The sequence below is a fragment of the Nocardioides sp. Root190 genome (assembly GCF_001428565.1).
Classification (GTDB): Bacteria; Actinomycetota; Actinomycetes; order Propionibacteriales; family Nocardioidaceae; genus Nocardioides.
This window is the reverse complement of sequence record NZ_LMIA01000013.1, coordinates 71,712-87,645: the sequence shown is the minus strand read 5'-3', so window position 1 is coordinate 87,645 and position 15,934 is coordinate 71,712. Positions and strand designations below refer to the sequence as shown.

The 15,934-nt window shown below is 68.2% G+C and carries 23 protein-coding genes; 5 read left to right on the top strand and 18 right to left on the bottom strand.

The genetic code is table 11. The features are described from left to right. Window positions 1-10 precede the first annotated feature (10 nt). The gene (locus ASE01_RS20980) at window positions 11-853 is read right to left on the bottom strand and encodes a hypothetical protein (RefSeq protein ID WP_056757275.1); all 843 of its coding nucleotides are present in this window, start codon (window positions 851-853) and stop codon (window positions 11-13) included. A gap of 24 nt (window positions 854-877) precedes the next feature. On the opposite strand from ASE01_RS20980, the gene ASE01_RS20975 reads away from it, so the two are divergent. Further along, window positions 878-1,555 (top strand): hypothetical protein, encoded by a 678-nt coding sequence (locus ASE01_RS20975; protein ID WP_056757272.1) that lies wholly within the window; start codon window positions 878-880, stop codon window positions 1,553-1,555. A 22-nt stretch (window positions 1,556-1,577) separates the two neighbouring features. Here ASE01_RS20975 and ASE01_RS20970 read toward each other — a convergent pair whose 3' ends face one another. The 9 genes from ASE01_RS20970 to ASE01_RS20935 form a co-directional block, all read right to left on the bottom strand. Next, window positions 1,578-2,027, bottom strand: coding sequence for a hypothetical protein (locus ASE01_RS20970; protein ID WP_056757269.1), 450 nt, complete (start codon window positions 2,025-2,027; stop codon window positions 1,578-1,580). Then, window positions 2,027-2,383 (bottom strand): hypothetical protein, encoded by a 357-nt coding sequence (locus ASE01_RS20965; RefSeq protein WP_056757266.1) that lies wholly within the window; start codon window positions 2,381-2,383, stop codon window positions 2,027-2,029. The genes ASE01_RS20970 and ASE01_RS20965 overlap by 1 nt, the downstream gene beginning before the upstream one ends. Beyond that, complete coding sequence (locus ASE01_RS20960; protein ID WP_157537659.1) at window positions 2,380-2,643, bottom strand: hypothetical protein; 264 nt, start codon at window positions 2,641-2,643, stop codon at window positions 2,380-2,382. The genes ASE01_RS20965 and ASE01_RS20960 overlap by 4 nt, the downstream gene beginning before the upstream one ends. Next, on the bottom strand, window positions 2,640-2,903 hold the full coding sequence (locus ASE01_RS20955) for a hypothetical protein (protein ID WP_056757260.1): 264 nt from the start codon (window positions 2,901-2,903) through the stop codon (window positions 2,640-2,642). Before ASE01_RS20955 ends, ASE01_RS20960 begins: the two co-directional genes overlap by 4 nt. Further along, window positions 2,900-3,190: a hypothetical protein gene (locus ASE01_RS20950; protein WP_056757257.1), complete on the bottom strand. Its 291-nt coding sequence runs from the start codon at window positions 3,188-3,190 to the stop codon at window positions 2,900-2,902. Before ASE01_RS20950 ends, ASE01_RS20955 begins: the two co-directional genes overlap by 4 nt. Beyond that, entirely contained in the window at window positions 3,187-3,390 is a 204-nt protein-coding gene (locus ASE01_RS20945; protein WP_056757254.1) for a hypothetical protein, read from the bottom strand. Before ASE01_RS20945 ends, ASE01_RS20950 begins: the two co-directional genes overlap by 4 nt. Window positions 3,391-3,470: 80 nt before the next feature. After that, entirely contained in the window at window positions 3,471-3,614 is a 144-nt protein-coding gene (locus tag ASE01_RS24595; protein WP_157537658.1) for a hypothetical protein, read from the bottom strand. Next, window positions 3,611-3,790: a helix-turn-helix transcriptional regulator gene (locus ASE01_RS20940; RefSeq protein WP_056757252.1), complete on the bottom strand. Its 180-nt coding sequence runs from the start codon at window positions 3,788-3,790 to the stop codon at window positions 3,611-3,613. Before ASE01_RS20940 ends, ASE01_RS24595 begins: the two co-directional genes overlap by 4 nt. Beyond that, on the bottom strand, window positions 3,787-4,029 hold the full coding sequence (locus ASE01_RS20935) for an XRE family transcriptional regulator (protein WP_157537657.1): 243 nt from the start codon (window positions 4,027-4,029) through the stop codon (window positions 3,787-3,789). The genes ASE01_RS20940 and ASE01_RS20935 overlap by 4 nt, the downstream gene beginning before the upstream one ends. A 78-nt stretch (window positions 4,030-4,107) precedes the next feature. On the opposite strand from ASE01_RS20935, the gene ASE01_RS20930 reads away from it, so the two are divergent. From ASE01_RS20930 to ASE01_RS20920, 3 genes are all read left to right on the top strand, one after another. After that, entirely contained in the window at window positions 4,108-4,734 is a 627-nt protein-coding gene (locus ASE01_RS20930; RefSeq protein ID WP_056757247.1) for a helix-turn-helix domain-containing protein, read from the top strand. A 128-nt stretch (window positions 4,735-4,862) separates the two neighbouring features. After that, window positions 4,863-5,213: a hypothetical protein gene (locus ASE01_RS20925; RefSeq protein ID WP_056757243.1), complete on the top strand. Its 351-nt coding sequence runs from the start codon at window positions 4,863-4,865 to the stop codon at window positions 5,211-5,213. Further along, window positions 5,213-6,352 carry a tyrosine-type recombinase/integrase gene (locus tag ASE01_RS20920; protein WP_056757240.1) on the top strand — a complete coding sequence of 380 codons (1,140 nt, stop codon included), beginning with the start codon at window positions 5,213-5,215 and terminating at the stop codon, window positions 6,350-6,352. Before ASE01_RS20925 ends, ASE01_RS20920 begins: the two co-directional genes overlap by 1 nt. 74 nt (window positions 6,353-6,426) lie before the next feature. On the opposite strand, the gene glnA is transcribed toward ASE01_RS20920, so the two are convergent. Then, window positions 6,427-7,848, bottom strand: coding sequence for a type I glutamate--ammonia ligase (gene glnA / locus ASE01_RS20915; RefSeq protein WP_056757238.1), 1,422 nt, complete (start codon window positions 7,846-7,848; stop codon window positions 6,427-6,429). 228 nt (window positions 7,849-8,076) lie between these two features. Continuing rightward, entirely contained in the window at window positions 8,077-10,254 is a 2,178-nt protein-coding gene (locus ASE01_RS20910; protein WP_056757234.1) for a glutamine synthetase III, read from the bottom strand. Window positions 10,255-10,393: 139 nt separating this feature from the next. On the opposite strand from ASE01_RS20910, the gene ASE01_RS20905 reads away from it, so the two are divergent. Then, window positions 10,394-10,789 (top strand): RDD family protein, encoded by a 396-nt coding sequence (locus ASE01_RS20905; protein WP_056757232.1) that lies wholly within the window; start codon window positions 10,394-10,396, stop codon window positions 10,787-10,789. Between the two features lie 16 nt (window positions 10,790-10,805). Here the strand turns inward: ASE01_RS20905 and ASE01_RS20900 are convergent, their stop codons facing one another. The 6 genes from ASE01_RS20900 to ASE01_RS20875 all read right to left on the bottom strand — a co-directional run bounded on the left by ASE01_RS20900 (window position 10,806) and on the right by ASE01_RS20875 (window position 15,895). Then, window positions 10,806-11,294, bottom strand: a complete 489-nt coding sequence (locus tag ASE01_RS20900) for a PKD domain-containing protein (RefSeq protein WP_056757230.1) — start codon at window positions 11,292-11,294, stop codon at window positions 10,806-10,808. Window positions 11,295-11,539: 245 nt separating this feature from the next. Beyond that, window positions 11,540-12,115, bottom strand: coding sequence for a DUF6318 family protein (locus ASE01_RS20895; protein ID WP_056757227.1), 576 nt, complete (start codon window positions 12,113-12,115; stop codon window positions 11,540-11,542). Between the two features lie 116 nt (window positions 12,116-12,231). Beyond that, the gene (locus tag ASE01_RS20890; protein ID WP_056757224.1) at window positions 12,232-12,948 is read right to left on the bottom strand and encodes a DUF4191 domain-containing protein; all 717 of its coding nucleotides are present in this window, start codon (window positions 12,946-12,948) and stop codon (window positions 12,232-12,234) included. A gap of 16 nt (window positions 12,949-12,964) precedes the next feature. Then, a complete protein-coding gene (lipA, locus tag ASE01_RS20885) occupies window positions 12,965-13,909 on the bottom strand; it encodes a lipoyl synthase (protein WP_056757221.1) in 945 nt (314 codons plus the stop codon). 37 nt (window positions 13,910-13,946) lie between these two features. Further along, window positions 13,947-14,972, bottom strand: a complete 1,026-nt coding sequence (locus ASE01_RS20880; protein WP_056757218.1) for an ABC transporter permease — start codon at window positions 14,970-14,972, stop codon at window positions 13,947-13,949. Continuing rightward, the gene (locus ASE01_RS20875) at window positions 14,969-15,895 is read right to left on the bottom strand and encodes an ABC transporter ATP-binding protein (RefSeq protein ID WP_056757214.1); all 927 of its coding nucleotides are present in this window, start codon (window positions 15,893-15,895) and stop codon (window positions 14,969-14,971) included. Before ASE01_RS20875 ends, ASE01_RS20880 begins: the two co-directional genes overlap by 4 nt. Between the last annotated feature and the right edge of the window lie 39 nt (window positions 15,896-15,934).

Sequence of the window (15,934 nt, the reverse complement as noted above, 5' to 3'; positions counted from 1 at the left end):
AGACCCCGCGTCAGGCGGGGGAGAGGGTGGGCGCGACCGTCCCGGGGCAGCCAGGGCCGCCATCTCGGGCCGACTGGGGCCGGTAGAACGGGCAGAAGTAGCACTCGCCGTCGTCGGGCGAGACCGGCACGTCCTCGATGCGGATCTGCTGGTTGAGCAGCTGGTACGCGAGTCGCTTGCGCTCGGCCGTCTGGTCGAACACGGTGCCGAGAAGCTCGACGACGTCGGGCTTGATCCCGTTGGCGTCGGAGAACTCGCGCTCCCACACGTAGATCCCGTCCAGGGACCCGGCGGTGCGGGGGTAGGCCGCCACCACGACGCGGCGCACGGGCAGGCCGAGCTTGTAGTAGCCGAGCCCGTAGAGCAGCAGCTGCACCTGGTACTTGCGCGGCGGCTCCTTGCGGATCTTGGCCATGCTCGACTCACCGAGGAACTTGTGGTCGACGACCGCCTGCTCCTGGGCGTCGTAGAGGTCAGCGGTGCCAGGGTGGTCGGGGTGCGGCGTCACGCGGGTCTCGGCCACCCAGCGCAGGACGTTGCGGCGGTGGTTGTCGCCCTTGAACGCCTCCTCGGCGTAGGCGTGGCAGGCCGTCCCGACGATGCTCGGCCACGGGTCCGAGACGTGGTTGGTCGTGGGCAGGGCCGCGAGCTTGCCGACCACCTGCCGGTCGCACTCCACGCCGATCTCCGAGGGTCCGAGGTGCTGCTGCAGCGTGCGGGGCGCGCGGGCGGCGTGCTCGTGCAGGACCCGGCGCAGCTCGCTGGCGTAGCGCGACGCCCAGGGCGACGAGCCGGACACCGACTTCGGCGCCGCCGACATGAACTCGGAGGCCGTGATCGCCGGCGCAGTCATGCCGCACCGCCTAGGCTGCGCGCCGTGGACCTTTGGCAGGACTGGACGACCGAGCAATGGCAGATCGTCGGCGTTGTCGCGGCGATCGCGACGGCGATAGCCACTGCGGCCGCTGTTGGCTTCTCCTGGCTATGGCGGCTGATCGATCGGCAACAGGCTGCTTGGATCACTTTCGACGAGAAGAGCGAGTGGCACGGGACAACGGACCGCGGCCCGACGCAGGAGCCGTTCGCGGCGTTCGAGTTGGCCAACGTCGGCAGCGGAGCAGCACTGGCAGTGCGAGTCGTCGGCGCGGGGTGCTGGGTGCAACTCCAGGGCGAGGCTCGGAGTGCGTCATGGGGCGTCGCGCGGAGCGATGTCAGCTTGGTGCCGGCGATGCGATCCGGAGACCAGGTGCATGTCGTGGTGCTCTCCGAGGCCAGTGCATGGAACGACGCCGAAGTCGTTGTGACATGGAGGCCCACTCCGAGCATCCGGAATCGACGCAGGGTCGAGCGCATCAAGTTGACACAGTTGGCGCCGCGGCCCACGTACATGGTCCAGACCACAGGCGATGACGGGTACTCGAAGATGATCGAGGGCAACGAACCCGAGGAAACGGGACTTCCGGACGGACGCAAGCCGCAGCTTCCGGCGCATTCTCGGCGCTTCTCACTGCCGAGATGGCGGCAAACTCGGGCGCTCCGTCGTCGCCTGCCCTGAGCGCCCAGCACTGTCGGGACGCTCACGTCGCGAGCCCCGCATCCCGGTGCTCGACCAGCGCGCCGACGAGCTCGAGCCACGAGTCCGCGACGGTGACCTGGGGCAGGCGGTGGAAGACGTTCTCGGGCTCGCCGACCACGAACACGGGCTTGCCCTTGGCCAGCGCGTAGCCGGTCTCGACGTGCCGGCCGCCGGTGTGGAGCAGCGCGGCGTCGAACCCGAAGGACTCGATGTAGTTGCCGGTGAAGACCACCAGCACGTCGCAGCGCTCGATGTCGTCGAGGTCGGTCAGCGCGTGCCCGGCGACCTCGCCGGGGTGCAGGTCCTTGGCCGCGCCGATCGTGCCGGCGTTGATGTCGTGCAGCTCCTCGATCCACGACGCGGTGACGTCGAACTCGAGCCGCACCAGGTCGCGGGCGTAGTTGAAGACCTGCTCCCGGGCGGCGTACGGCGCCGCGAGGTAGGCGCGCATCACGGCTGCTCACCCGAGACAGCGCGCAGGGACCAGGCGCCGCCGAACTTCGCGTAGCGCACGTAGAGCTCGGGGTCGTCGACCTTCAGCTTGCGGCTGTCGAAGGTGACGCGCTCGGCGTAGGCCAGGCGCAGGGTCGGGCCGAAGGCGCCGCCGAGGTCGACGCGTGTCGTGCCGTCGGGTGCCAGAGCGGTGAGCTCGGCCTTGATGCCGTCGGTGATGGTCTTCAACCGCTCGGCCGCTGCGTCGGCGGCAGCCTTGGCGTCGGCGTACGACGCGTGCAGTTGGGCCAGCCGGGACTCGGCCGATGGCTCGATGGCGAAGGCGCCCGGCTCGGGCGTGGTCGGGGTGGTCACGGGGTGGTCCTCTCGGTGGACGGGTCGGGGGAGTGGGTGGGATCGGTGCAGGTGCACTCGGTGAGCTCGTCGTTCTCGTCCATGGCGATCTGGTCGCAGTTGGCGTGCTTGCCGTTGCGGCACTCGGGGCACATCGGCCCTAGCGAGGTGCCGCAGGACAGGCAGGCCCAGGAGCTGACGACCAGGACGTGGCCGCCGGCCGCCGTGCAGCCCTCGGGCGTCAGCCAGTAGCGGACGTCCTGCACTTCGGCGGTCGTCACGAGGTCGCCTCCGACCACTCGACGCCCGTGAACGTCTCGGTGCGACCGTCCCCGCCGTCGAAGGTTGCGGTCGGTGCGACCGTTGCAGCGGTGAGCGCGAGCGTCGCGTGCACCTGAGCCTGAGCCCAGATCCCGCCTGCCTGCTTGCCGAGCGCGTCGCGTCGGGCCTCGTCGCCCTTGGCAGCGCGGATCTCCTCGACCACAGCCTCGCCCGCGGCGATCAGCCGCTCAGACTCGCGGTAGTGATCCGGGCCGTTCATGCCGACACCGCGGCTTCGTAGATGCACTCGACGCCGCTCGCGAAGCGCGCCCAGATGGAGAGCGGCTGGCCGATCTTGTGGTCGCAGGTCACGAAGACCTCGAGGGCGTTCGGCACGTTCGTCTTGCGGAACTCCTCGCAGGCCGATTCGAGCGCCCGGGCGATGCCCGCGACTGCGTCGTAGTTGTCGGCGGTGGGCGCATTGCGGAGGTCACGGACTGCCTGCCACAGGTTCGACTTCAGGTTGCCGAGCTCGTCCTGCGCCGCCGTTACGTCGACGGCGCTCATGCCCGAGCCGCCTTGCGTGCCCGACGCCGGGCCTTGCCCGGGAGCGAGCGGTCCTTGTCGTCGTTGACGTAGCTCGGCAGCAGGGAGCCTCGCTGGCGCCGCTTCACTGTCGACTTGGCTGGCGCGAGGACCTGCCGGGCGCCCAGGTCACGGAGCGTGCCCACCGATCCGGAGCGGCGGGGAATGTGCGTGTGGGACATGTGGGATCCTTCGTGTGTTGGTGGGTCCGGTCGCTGCCAGGCGATGAGCCGGACCCGCTGGCGTTTGCGGGTGGTGAAAGTCAGGGAGTGCTGAGACCGAGCGCCCTGGCGACGAACCAGGCGGCGAGACCAGCCGCGAGCACCGGGCTGGCCACGAGGAGAACCAGGCCGAAGCCGACCTCGCGGGTCCAGTCGTCCCAGCCCTCGCGCTCGTCGGTGTTCATGCCGACTCCGCGAACTGCTGGTCGATCCAGGTCTCTACGTCGGCGGCCCGATAGACCACTCGCCGTCCGATGCGCGCTGCCTTCGGGCCGCGGCCCTGCTTGCGCCAGTAGCGGAGCGTCTCGAGCGGCACGCCGGTGCGCTCCGACACCTCGTTCATGCGCAGCAGCTCGGTCACGACGCCACTCGTTCGCGGGCAGGGGCGATCAGATCCATGACGCTGATGCCGAGCCACTCGGCGATCAGCGGCAGGTCGTCGAGGTCGAGGCCTTGCCCGCCGTTGAGCCGGCGGGAGGCCGACTGCTGGCTACACTGGAGGACGACTGCGAGCTCGACACCAGTACGCCTCTGGCGGGCCATCTCGGCTCGCAGTTCAGCGGCGACAACCTGCCGGAGAGTGAGTGACTGTGTACCCATGTCGGTACAGTAGGCACAGGGTCGGTACGCGAGCAACTACCTAGAGACATCTACTCACTTTTCGAGTAGTTTGTCCCCATGCCTCCCTTCCCCGACGGCACAGCGACTGCCTTCGCGCGCTCCGTCTCCGCCGAGATCCGGGCGGTTATGGCCGCTCGCCGGATCACCGGACGAGAGCTCGCGCTGGCTGCCGGCTTCAAGTCGCACAACTACTTGGCCATCCGTCTGCGCGACGAGAAAGCCTTCACGCTCGACGACATCGAGCTCATCTGCGCCTACCTCGAAGAGGATGCTCATGAGCTGATTCGCCGCGCCCACGAGAACCACATGGATCGCCTCATGGCTGAAGAGGCGAGGGCCAACCCGGCTGAGGTCGACCTCTTCTACATGGGCGATGACGGTTCGATGCACTTCGTCGACGCCAAAGTCGCCACTGAGTCGGATCGCCGGCACGCTGTCGCGCAACTGCGGCACTACCCGGCGCGCGACTGGGTGATCACGAACAGCCGCGGTGAAGAGATCTCTCACCACGACACCGAAGCGGAGGCCATTCGCGCCGCTCGGGAACTGATCCGGACGTCCGCCGGCGTGGTTTCCGGCTTGCCGACCCTGGGGCAGAAACGTGCCGCGAAGCGGACATACGCCCAACCCGTCCAAGAGGCTGCCCGCCCGACGGGCAAGAAGGCTCGATCGGAAGACACGTGACCGGACTGGTTGCGTCGGCCCCTGCGCCTACCTTCCCGGTCGTGGCAACGATTCATCCGTGGCGTCGACTGAGGGCGCTGGGTGACGCTTGGACTCTGCTCTGGCATCACCCTGACGAGGACGACCGCATGGGCGTCACGCGCCATGCCCCTCGCGAGATCAGTCTGCGTACGGACCTGACGTGGGCGGAACGACGATGCACCGTGCTGCACGAGACGCTGCACGCCGAACGCGGCCCGAGTCTCGATGGTGTGCTCTACGAGCGGGAGGAGCTCGTCGTACGCCGGACGACGGCTCGTCTCATGCTGCCCTGGATCAAGGACGTCGGAGAAGCGCTTGCGTGGTCGGCCTCATCGCAGTGGCCGATGGAAGAGTGCGCCGACGAGCTGATGGTGGACGTCGACGTCTTGCGCGATCGTCTGCGGTGGCTTCACCCGGCGGAGCGGCACTACCTGGCTCGACGTCTTGAGGAGCTCTGATGGCGTCGATCAAGAAGCGCACCGCGCGGTGGACGACCAGGTCGGGGGAGAAGCGGACCGCTCAGCGCTGGCAGGTCCGCTACGTCGACGACGCGGGCAAGGAGTACGCCCGGGACTTCAAGCTGAAGCGAGACGCCCAGGACTGGCTGGACGAGCAGACTTCGAAGCTCGTCACCGGCACGCACGTGTCGCCACGGCGCGCGCGGACCACAGTCACCGAGTGGTGCGACATCTGGATCGAGGGCTACCGGACACACCGTGAGTCGACGGTGCGCCAGGCCGAGACACACATCGTCCGCATCAAGGCGGCCTTCGGCACCCAGCAACTCGGAGCGGTGCGGCCATCACAGGTCAAGGCGTGGTGTGCCCGACTCAAGGCCGAGGGACTTGCGGACTCCTACGTCTACGCCCTCCATGCCCGGCTCTCGCAGATCCTCGACGACGCGGTTCACGACGGGCTGCTGCCGCGGTCCCCGTGCTCCAGGAAGACGGCACCGCCGGCTGGCAAGCAGAAGGCCTACGTCGCCACGACCGAGCAGATGTGGGCGCTGTACGACGCGGTCGGCGATCACATGAAGCCAGCCGTGCTGATCGGCGCCTTCATGGGTGCGCGGCTCGCGGAGGCGGGCGGTCTGATGATCGCCGACCTCGACCTCATGCGTGGCGTGTGGACCCCGGCCGCGCAGTACCCCTCCGTGCCGCTGAAGACCGAGACGTCGAAGACCCCGGTCTCCTTTCCGCAATCACTCGCGCTCGAGCTCGCTGCCCACATCAGAGCAACCAGCGACCAGCGGAAGGGGGAGTGGCTGCTCTCGAATCAGTGGGGTGACCGGTTGTCGCCCTGGACGATCCAGCGAGCGCTGCAAGCGGCTCGACCGAAAGTCGAGGGCCTGCCCGAGGGCTTCAGCTACCACGACTTGCGCCACTACTTCGCCTCGATGCTCATCGAGGACGGGGCCGACGTGAAGAAGGTGCAGGCCGCGCTCAGGCACGCGTCGGCCAAGACGACGCTCGACACCTACAGCCACCTCTGGCCGAACTCCGACGAGGTGATCAGGGCCGCAGGCGAGAAGGTCATGCGGGCGCGCGCCGAAGCACAGGAGAAGGCCGAAAACGGCAACGAGGCCCCGAAGGCGTGATGCCCTCGGAGCCTCGTTCGCAAGCCGTCCGGACAGTAATCGGACAGTAGGCCCCATTTCCACGGGGCGACCTGCTAGATGTCGTAATACAGCTCGAACTCGTGCGGGTGCGGCCGCAGCTGCACGGGCGCGATCTCGTGGACCCGCTTGTAGTCCACCCAGGTCTCGATGAGGTCGGGGGTGAACACGTTGCCCACGGTGAGGAAGTCGTGGTCGTCCTCGAGGGCCTCGAGCACCGCGTTGAGCGACGTCGGGACCTGGGCGATCTCGGCCATCTCGTCCGGCGGGAGCTCGTAGATGTCCTTGTCGACCGGCGCTGGCGGCTCGATCTTGTTCTGGATGCCGTCGATGCCGGCGAGCATCAGGGCCGAGAAGGCGAGGTACGGGTTCGCCGACGGGTCGGGGAAGCGGGCCTCGACGCGCTTGGCCTTCGGGTTGGTGCCCGTGATCGGGATCCGGATCGAGGCGGAGCGGTTGCGCGAGGAGTAGACCAGCGAGATCGGTGCCTCGTAGCCCGGGACCAGACGGTGGAAGGAGTTCACCGTCGGGTTCGTGAACGCCAGCAGCGCGGGCGCGTGCTTCAGGATGCCGCCGATGTACCAGCGGGCCAGGTCGGACAGGCCGCCGTAGCCGGTCTCGTCGTAGAACAGCGGCGTGCCGTCCTTCCACAGCGAGGAGTGCACGTGCATGCCCGAGCCGTTGTCACCGAAGATCGGCTTCGGCATGAACGTGACGGACTTGCCCTGCTCCCAGGCGGTGTTCTTGATGAGGTACTTGAACTTCATCACGTCGTCCGCGGCCTTGAGCAGCGTGTCGAAGCGGTAGTTGATCTCCGCCTGGCCGGCGGTGCCGACCTCGTGGTGGGCGCGCTCGACCTGGAGGCCGCAGGCCTCGAGGTTCTTCACCATGTCGGCGCGCAGGTCGCTGTAGTGGTCGTACGGCTCGACGGGGAAGTAGCCACCCTTGAGGCGGGTCTTGTAGCCCTTGTTGTTCTCCTCCTCCTTGCCCGAGTTCCACCAGCCCTCGACGGAGTCGATGTGGTAGTAGCCCTCGTTGACGCCGGTGGAGTAACGGACGTTGTCGAAGATGTAGAACTCGGCCTCGGGCGCGAAGAACGCGGTGTCGGCGATGCCGGTGCTCGAGAGGTAGGCCAGCGCCTTCTTCGCGATGTTGCGCGGGTCACGGGAGTACGCCTCACCCGTGATCGGGTCGTGGATGAAGAAGTTGACGTTGAGCGTCTTGGCCTTGCGGAACGGGTCGATGTACGCCGTGGTCGGGTCCGGGAACAGCGACATGTCCGACTCGTTGATGGCCTGGAAGCCACGGATGGAGGAACCGTCGAAGCCGAGACCGTCGTCGAACACCGACTGGTCGAAGGACGAGACCGGCACGGTGAAGTGCTGCATGATGCCGGGCAGGTCACAGAAGCGGACGTCGACCATCTCGACGCCTTCGTCCTTGATGTACTTGAGCAGCTCTTCGCTGTTGTTGAACATTCGTTCGTTCCTCCTCGGCGGGGGCAGACGCGCCCAGCCATCGGTCAGACAGTGACGATCAAGGGGCCTCGGCACGGCGGAGGTGCCGACACCCGCTTCTCCGGCAACCTATCGAATGGCCCATGGTCCGCACAGCCCCGCCATGTTTCGTCCGTGTAAACAACGCCGCGAACACGAACGGCCCCCGCCCCCTGACGGGGACGAAGGCCGTTCGGCAACCACTGGGTGTCAGCGGATGAAGAGCATCTCCTGGTACGTCGGCAGCGGCCACAGGTCGTCGGCGATGAACGTCTCGATCTCGTCGGCGGCCTCGCGGATCTGCAGCATCGCCGGCAGCACGGAGTCGCGGTAGTACGCCGCCTCGGCCAGACCCTCGTGGTCGTGCCCGGTTGCCTTGGCGTCGTCGAGTGCACCGATGCCCGCACGGAGGGCGGCGATCATCTCGCTGACCCGCAGCAGGTCGGCGGTGTCGGCGTCGACACCGGCAGCCTTGAGGGCGGAGACGTTCGTGGCGAGCTCGGTCTGGTAGCGCACCGCGGCGGGGAGGATCGTCGTCTTGGCGATCTCACCGGTGAGGTTGGCCTCGACGTTGATCGTCATGACGTACTGCTCGAGGCCGATCTCGAAGCGCGACTCGAGCTCGGCCTCGCTGAAGACGCCGTACGTCGTGAAGAGCTTGCGCGCCTCGGGGGACTGGTACTCCGGCAGGGCGTCGACCGTCGTCCGCAGGTTCTTCAGGCCACGCTTCTCGGCCTCGACGTGCCACTCCTCGGAGTAGCCGTTGCCGTTGAAGACGACCGCGCCGTGCTGCTCGACGACCTTGGCGAGGACCGCCTGGACGGCCGCGTTGAACTCGGTGCCGCCCTTGACGGAGGTCTCGATCTCGGTGGCGAGGAAGTCGAGCGCCTCGGCCATGATCGTGTTGATGATGACCATCGACGCGGCGACGGTCTGGTTGGAGCCAGCGGCGCGGAACTCGAACCGGTTGCCGGTGAAGGCCATCGGCGAGGTGCGGTTGCGGTCGCCGGCGTCCTTGGTCAGGTCAGGCAGCGTGTCGACGCCCACCGAGAGGACGCCCTTCTGCTTCGAGGACGTCGCGCCGCCACCGGCGATCTGCTCGAACACGTCCTGCAGCTGGTCGCCGAGGAAGATCGAGATGATGGCCGGGGGAGCCTCGTTGGCCCCGAGACGGTGGTCGTTGCCGGCCGACGCGATCGAGAGGCGCAGCAGGCCGCCGTACAGGTGGACCGCACGGATGATCGCGGCGCAGAACACGAGGAACTGGGCGTTGTCGTGCGGGTTGTCGCCGGGGCTGAGGAAGTTGCCCTGGTTGCCGTTGCCGAACGAGAAGTTGACGTGCTTGCCGGAGCCGTTGACGCCGGCGAACGGCTTCTCGTGGAACAGGCACTCGAAGCCGTGCTGCTTGGCGATCGAGCGGAACGTCGACATCAGCAGCTGCTGGTGGTCGGAGGCCAGGTTGGCGCGCTCGAAGACCGGAGCGATCTCGAACTGGCCGGGCGCGACCTCGTTGTGGCGGGTCTTGGCCGGCACGCCGAGGCGGAACAGCGCACGCTCGGTGTCGTGCATGAAGCCGAGGACGCGCTCCGGGATGGCACCGAAGTAGTGGTCGTCGAACTCCTGGCCCTTCGGCGGCTTCGCGCCGAACAGCGAACGACCGGCGTTGAGCAGGTCGGGGCGGGAGTTCACGAACGCGGAGTCGACCAGGAAGTACTCCTGCTCGGGGCCGCAGTAGGACACGACCTTGTCGATGTCCTCGTGGCCGAAGAGCGCGAGCACGCGCTGGGCCTGCTCCGACATCGCGGCCTCGGAGCGCAGGAGCGGCGTCTTGTGGTCGAGGGCCTCGCCGGTCATCGACACGAAGATCGTCGGGATGCACAGCGTGTTGCCGTTGGGGTTCTCGAGGATGTAGGCGGGGGACTGGACGTCCCAGCCGGTGTAGCCCCGGGCCTCGAAGGTCGCGCGGATGCCGCCGTTGGGGAACGACGACGCGTCGGGCTCGCCCTGGACGAGGGTCTTGCCGGAGAACTCCCACACAGCAGTGCCGTCGCCGACCGGCTCCATGAAGGAGTCGTGCTTCTCGGCGGTCAGGCCGGTCAGGGGGTAGAACACGTGGGCGTAGTGCGTCACGCCCCGCTCCATCGCCCAGTCCTTCATGGCGGAGGCGACGATGTCGGCCACGGCCGGGTCGAGCTTCTCGCCGCGCTGGATGGTGGCGTAGACGGACCTGAAGACGGACTTGGGCAGGCGCTTCTGCATCACCGAGAGGCTGAAGACGTTCTCGCCGAAGATGGCGCCGGTCTTCTCGGTCACGTCGAAGAACGCGGCGGGCGCCTCGCTGGCCTCGATGGTGCGGATCGCACCGAGGCGGGTCGGGTTCGCAGTCATGTCTAGCTCCTGGTGGTCGTGTCTGGTGCCGCCGCACGAGCGGCACGGTTCAGACCGTAGGAGGTCCACATTTCGCAGGGTTGCCCCTATGTTTCAGGCATGTAACAGGTTGCTCGAGGGGCCCCGGTAGCGTTGGGGGGTGATCGAGAACGCATCGTGGGGCCGTCGGATCGTCGCCCTGCTCGTCGACTGGCTCCTCTGCACCCTGGTGGTCATCGCCATCTTCGGGCTGGAGGAGTACACCGAACCCGGCTCGACCGCCTCGGTGATCGTGCTGGTCGTGTACGTCGTCGAGTCCGGCCTGTTGACCTGGCTGGCCGGTGGCTCGATCGGCAAGCTGCTCACCGGGCTCTGCGTCGTCCCGGCCGACGGTCACCTGCGCCGCCTGAACCCGGTCAAGGCGTTCGGGCGCCAGGTCCTCGTCGCCCTCGTGATCCCGCCCCTGGTCTTCCGCAACGACGGTCGTGGCCTGCACGACCTCTTCGCCGGCACCTCCACGGTCACCTTCGCCCGGCTGCGCGAGCTCTCGAAGTAGGGGACGCGCGGCAGGCTCAGTAGCCGACCAGCTTGGGCTCGGCCTCGATCGCGCGCAGCGCTCGCCCGGTGCCGTCGATCGTCACCGTCCCGGGGATCTGCCGCCACGCGCCCCCGCCCACCCGGAACCGCCCGGTGTACGTCGTGCTGAGGCTCGGCCGGTAGGTACCGGTGCGCAGGTAGTTGTGGGTGACGTCGAGGCGTGGGTACGGCGCCCCGGGCTCGTCGGTGGACAGGCTCCGCCCGTCGTCGAAGTCCCAGTGGAACGTTGCCGGCGTCGCCTCCAGGGTCACCTGCTGGCCCAGCAGGGTCACGGTGCGCGCGATCGGGCGGGTGCTGGTCGTGTAGAAGTTCGTGTCGAAGTTGACCAGCGTCAGCCCGTCGGGTGGCTGGACGACGAGCTCGCCCGCAGGCAGTGGGAGCTCGGCGAAGGCGCGGCGGATGAGACCGGTGGTGAGGACGGGGGAGGCGTACTGCTGGGTGGCGGGGCAGAACGTGAAAGCCACAATCTCGCCCGCGACTGGACTTGCCCCTGCGCAGGCCGCCTGTCCGACAGGGTCGGCTAACGGTGCATCCGGCGAATGCCCTTCAGAGCTGTCCTGCCCTCGGGGATCGCTCGGCTGCCCCTCACTCGACTGACTTACCCACAGCCCATTGTCGTTGGTTCCTGAGTCGGTGTCGTCAGCAACCGTGGCGGTGCTTGAGATCTGCAGAAACGCGGTGGCGATCGCAACTGCGGCGTCACGGAGCATCATCGTGGATCCATGACTTCCATGCGCCAAGCCGCAGCCGACCATGACACCGCGACAGCGATGTCGGCAGATCCTGCGCGGGAACGATGCTCGGATCCATCGGCGTTCACGATGGTCTGGGCTTGGTTGTCTGCAGTGAGAAGTGCCTCGAGGAGGTATGTCGTGGACGGCCCGTCGAGTTCGTTGAGCTTCTTGATCTGCACCGAGTACTCACCCCCCTCGACCCTTCCACCCTCTCGATAGACCTCGCTGATCCCTTTCAGCCCCGCAGAGCATCCAGTGCAGTTTGGCCCCGACACCTTCTTCAACGCCTTCACATCACCCGTGACCTGCGCGTAGTTGATCAGGTCCCAGTAGTACGTGATGAACGCCCGTGCCCCGGCCTCCGTGGCCTTCGTCGCCGCGTCGGGCAGCGCTGGTTCCTTCGGCTCGGCCGTGGGTGTCGCCGAAGGCGAGGGGGACGGCGTACCGCTGGTGCCGGCCGAGGGCTGCGGATCCGGCGGGTCGTCGTCGGAGCAGCCCGCCAGGGCCAGGGCAGCGACGAGCACGACGGCTGCCGCGGAGCGCACACGCATGGGTCCTCCCGAGAATGACAGCGCCCGGACCGGGGACGCGTGGGTGGACGCTATCCCGATCCGGGCGACGTGCGCCACCGGGAGGTGGCGGGGTTGTGGAGAAGGGCTGCGGTGCGTCAGCGACCGCGGAGGTTGCCGCGCTGGCCCTTCATCGAGTTGGGAACCGGACCGCGGGGGATCGGGATCTTGGGGCGCTGGGCGTCGAGCGCACGCAGCCGCTGGCGCAGCTCGGTGATCTCGGCGGGCTTGACCTGGCGGCCGAGCTTGCGGACGTGCTTGACCAGCTTGTCGATCGGGACCTGGCCGGCCTCCTTGCCGACGATGACGTCGTGCACGGGGTACTCCCCGGCGACCCGCTCGTGCTTCTTGTGCTCGCTGATGAGCAGCGGCTTGATCCGGCCGGGGTTGCCCTCGGCGACCAGGACGATGCCGGGAGGGCCGACCACGCGGTGGACCATGTCCTGCTGCTTGGTGAAGCCGACGACCTCCTCGATCACCCAGCCGCGGCGCAGCATCGTGAGCGCGCGGGCGGCCGCGCCGAGCTGGCCGTCGAGGCGCTTGAAGGCGGCCTTCTGGGCGCGGCGACCGAAGACGACCATCAGGGCCAGCAGGCCGATCAGGAACGTCGCGAGACCGGTCAGGATCCAGCTGAAGACGGAGTCGCTGTGCGGCAGGACGAAACGGAAGAGCGCGAAGCCCAGACCGCCGGCGACGAGGAACGAACCGAGCATCCACCAGCGGATCGCCGGGTCGACCTCGCGAGACATCTTGTAGGTCTCGACGATCTGCTTGCGACGGCTCATCGTGGAGGGGTCGACGGGCGTGTTCGACATGGGTGCTGCGATCTCCTCAGGCGGTGGCTTCGGCGCGCGCGTCGCGCGCGTCCATCGCCTGACGATACAGACGTCCCGCCCGGTACGACGAACGGACCAGCGGTCCGGACAGCACGCCGGCGAATCCGATCTCCTCGGCCTCGGCCGCGAGCTCGACGAACTCCTCCGGCTTGACCCACCGCTCGACAGGGTGGTGACGGGGCGAGGGACGCAGGTACTGCGTGATCGTGATCAGCTCACAACCCGCCTCGTGCAGGTCGCGCAGCGCCTGCGAGACCTCCTCGCGGGTCTCGCCCATCCCCAGGATCAGGTTGGACTTCGTGACCAGACCGAACGCCCGGGCCTGGGTCAACACGTCGAGGGAGCGGTCGTAGCGGAACGCGGGGCGGATGCGCTTGAAGATCCGCGGCACGGTCTCGACGTTGTGGGCCAGGACTTCGGGACGTGACTCGAAGACCTCGGTGAGCAGGTCGGGCTTGCCGTTGAAGTCGGGGATCAGGTTCTCCACGCCGATGCCGGGGTTGAGCTCGTGGATCATCCGCACGGTCTCGGCGTACAACCAGGCCCCACCGTCGGGCAGGTCGTCGCGGGCGACGCCGGTGATGGTGGCGTACTTCAGCTGCATCTTCTGCACCGACTCCGCGACGCGACGGGGCTCGTCACGGTCCAGGGCGTCGGGCTTGCCGGTGTCGATCTGGCAGAAGTCGCAGCGTCGGGTGCACTGCTCACCACCGATGAGGAAGGTCGCCTCGCGGTCCTCCCAGCACTCGAAGATGTTGGGACAGCCCGCTTCCTGACAGACCGTGTGGAGCCCTTCGGACTTCACCAGCTTCTGCAGCGCGGTGTACTCCGGACCCATCTTCGCCGTGGTCTTGATCCACGACGGCTTGCGCTCGATCGGGGTCTCGGCGTTGCGGACTTCGAGGCGGAGGAGCTTGCGTCCCTCGGGTGTTGCCGTCACCCCGTCAGCGTACTCCGCAGTCCTCGCCGGGCCGACATCACGGGACGTCGCGACGGCGGAACCACAGCAGCGATCCGAGACCGGTCGCCAGCACCGCCGTACCGAGGTAGCCGGCTCCCTGCGCGAAGGTGAGGGTGCGCTCCTCCGAGCAGTAGCCGTAGCCCATCTCCTCGCCCATCTCCTCGGCCTGCTGGGGTGAGCAGTCCACCTCGGCGTAGTACTCCACGCCGTCGGAGACGACCGCCGCCACGTTGTACGCGGGATTCCAGCGGCCCTCGAAGCCGAGGATGCCCAGCACGATGCCGCCGGCGAGCGCGATGCCGAACAGGATGCCGAGGGTGGCCACGGTGCTGCGGAACAGCATCGTCAGCGCGAACCCGAGCAGGGCGGCGACGCCGGCCACGGCCGCAGCGCGCCACCCCATCTGGAGGCAGTCGAGCAGGACGCCGTCGCCGAGTCGGTCGCGGGCGCTGGCGACAGCGCCGATGGCGAGCCAGTACGTCGTGAGCACGACCCCTGCGAGCAGTGCGGCCACGCCGCCGACCACCAGGGCCTTGGCGCACCACACGCGGGTCCGGCGGGGCTCGAACAGCAGCTGGTTGCTCACCGAGCCGCTCGCCCAGTCGTGGCCGGTGAAGGTGGTGCCGAGCAGCATCATCGCCATCGAGAGCAGCAGCGTGATGGCGATCCCACTGCCGGAGTCCCGCTCGCTGGCGATCTCGAGCTGGGAATCGTAGAGGTACCAGTCGAGCTGCGGCTCCATGCTGACCCGGCAGTACTCCTCGATCTCGTCCGCGTCCTCGACGGACGGGTCGACGCCCCAGTTCTGGGGCTCGGCGATGCAGCTGGCGACGTCCTTCTCGAGCTGCGGGTTCTGACGGTCCTGCTCGACCATTCGCTCGGCCTCGGCGACAGCCGCTGCCGACGGGGGCCGGGTGTCGAGGACCAGGACCACGCCGATGATCGTCGGCACGATCAGGCAGGCCGCGACCAGCACGAGCGCCGCGCGACGGTGGACCAGCCGGCTGAGCTCGACGAGGACGAGGCGTCCGAAGCCGTTCACTTGTCTCCTCCGAGTCGCTCGGCGTCGGTCAACGCGAGGAAGAACGTCTCCAGGTCGGGTCGCAACGGCGTGAGCTCGGTGAGCCAGATCCCGGCCTCACCGAGGACCTGGGTGACGCGGGCGGCGTCCTCGGTCTCGACCCGCACACCGTCGCCCTCGACGGTGGCCGCGAGCTCGGCGCGGCCCAGGACCTCGGCCGCTCGCGCGCTGTCGGGTACGACGACCCGGTGGGCCGTGGTGGAGCCGAGGAGGTCCTCGACGCGGCCCGATGCGAGGAGCTTGCCGTTGCCGATGATGGTGGCGGAGGTGCAGACCTGCTGGACCTCCGCGAGGATGTGCGAGCTCAGGAGCACGGTCACGCCGGCCTCGCCGAGCCCGCGGATCGTCTCGCGGATCTCGCGGATGCCGGCCGGGTCGAGCCCGTTGGTCGGCTCGTCGAGGATGAGCAGGTGGGGGTCCTTGAGCAGCGTTGCGGCGATGGCCAGGCGTTGCTTCATGCCGAGCGAGTAGGACTTGTAGCGGTCGCTCTCGCGTCCGTCGAGCTGGACGGTCGCGATGGCCTCCTCGACGCGGGTGCGGGGCGCGCCGATCGCGTCGGCGAGCAGGCGGAGGTTGAGCGCGCCGCTGAAGTTGGGGGAGAACTTCGGCGACTCGACGACCGCGCCGACCCGGCCGATGACCTGCGGGAGCTTCTCGGGGACGGGCTCACCGAAGAGCCGCATCGTGCCCCGGGTCGGGCGGGCCAGGCCGAGCAGCATCCGGATCGTCGTGGTCTTGCCGGATCCGTTGGGGCCGAGGAAGCCGTGCACGCCACCGCCGGCCGGCACGGCCAGGTCGAGGTTCTGCACGGCGACGCGCATCCCGCCCTTGCGGGTGCGGAACTCCTTGCGCAGCCCGCTGGTCTCGATGACGAGATCGCTCATTGCCTGCCCCTTGGCATCAGTGGCCTGAGTCGGCCAGGT